The sequence below is a fragment of the Acidovorax sp. KNOB132 genome (assembly GCF_057541515.1).
In genome coordinates this window covers 1-1,687 of record NZ_BAAJYT010000479.1, presented here as the reverse complement: position 1 = coordinate 1,687, position 1,687 = coordinate 1, and the positions used below count along the sequence as shown (strand labels likewise).

General features: G+C 73.2%; 1 protein-coding gene. It reads right to left on the bottom strand.

What is annotated here, in order from left to right; genetic code table 11:
- Positions 1-1,687 (bottom strand): glycosyltransferase family protein (locus AC27IO_RS23915; protein ID WP_498741151.1); only part of this gene is annotated, 1,687 nt, incomplete at both ends.

Sequence of the window (1,687 nt, the reverse complement as noted above, 5' to 3'; positions counted from 1 at the left end):
GGCGGGCGCCGCCAGCCACAGCGACACCATCGGCAGCAGGAGCGCCAGCGTGGCCGCCCAGTGCGATGGCGCCGCCGCGATGGAGGCTATTGCCACGGCCAGGCCGAGCGCCATGCCCGGGGCCATCTGCCGGTAAAAGCCCCGCACGCCCGGCCGGGGGCGCTGGCCGGACTGCGCCGCGGTCGTCCATTCCAGCAGGTGGCGGCGGGTGGCGAACATTCTGGCCAGCGTGCGCACCAGGGCATCGCCCATGCGCCAGGCCTGGTCCGCCAGCAGGCTCCAGGCCAGGACGGTCTGGGCGCAGGCCATCCGCGCATCGGCGGCCAGCACCCGCCATTGGCTGCGCAGCCGCACGCCCGGCCGGTGCGACCAGGCGCTGGAGAGCAACGGCAGGCAGGAAGGAATGGCCAGCAACAGCAGCACCAGCAGCATGGCGACGGCGGCGGGCGCCGTGGGCATTGCCCAGGCCATGCCCAGCGCCAGCAGCGCCGATGGCGCCAGCAGCGAGCGGCGCAGGTTGTCGATCATCTTCCAGCGCCCCACGGCGGACACGGCCTGGGGCCCGCTCCAGTGGCCCATGATCCAGGGCAGCAGCTGCCAGTCGCCCCGGGTCCAGCGGTGCTGGCGCCGCGCGGCCACGTCGTAGCGGGCGGGGGCTTCCTCGATCAGTTCGATGTCGGAGGCCAGGCCGGCGCGCGCGAAAGTGCCTTCGAAGAGATCGTGGCTCAGCAGGGTGTTGTCCGGCACCCGGCCCTGCAGCGATGCTTCGAAGGCATCCACGTCGTAGATGCCCTTGCCGGTGTACGAGCCTTCGCCGAAGAGGTCCTGGTAGACGTCCGAGATGGCCATCGCATAGGGGTCCATGCCGCCCGGGCTGGAGGAGATCCGCTGGTAGAACGAGCCCTGGCTGCCGGTGGGCAGCGAGGGCGTGATGCGCGGCTGCAAGATGGCGTAGCCGCCCACGACGCGTTGCGACACCGGGTCGAACCGGGGGCGGTTGAGCGGGTGGGCCATCTTGCCCACCAGGCGCAGCGCCGCGTCGCGCGGCAGCCGCGTGTCGGCGTCCAGCGTGATCACGTAGCGCACGCCCTGCGGCACGGCCGGGGTGGGCACGAAGCTGGTGTCCGCCGCGCCGCGCAGCAGCCGGTTCAGCTCATGGAGCTTGCCCCGCTTGCGCTCCCATCCCATCCAGGTGCTCTCCGCCGCATTGAACAGGCGGCGGCGGTGCAGCAGCAGGAATCGCGGCCCCTGCGGCGCGGGGCCGTGGCGCAGATTCAGCGCCGCGATGGCCTGCTCGGCCAGTGCGACGAGGGGGGCATCGGAGGGCAGGTCCTGCGTGGGCGCATCCACGCCATCGGCCACCAGCGCGAAGGCGATGTCGCCCTCTCCGCCCGCCAGGTAGTGCACCTCCAGCCGCTCGATCTGCTCCAGCAGATCCGCCGCGCTGGTGAACAGCGTGGGCATGGCCACCAGGGTGCGCATCGAGGCCGGAATGCCCCCGGCCAGCTCCAGCCCGGGCAGGGGCGCCGCGCCCAGGCGCCAGGCCACCAGTCGGTGCACCAGGCTGGTGGCGACCTCGGAGGCGGGCAGCAGCAGGCCCAGCAGCCACAGTGCGGTCAGCCACGCGCCTGCGCCCACGGGCAGCACGAGCCAGCCCGCGGCGCACAGCGCGCCCGTGGTCAGCGCG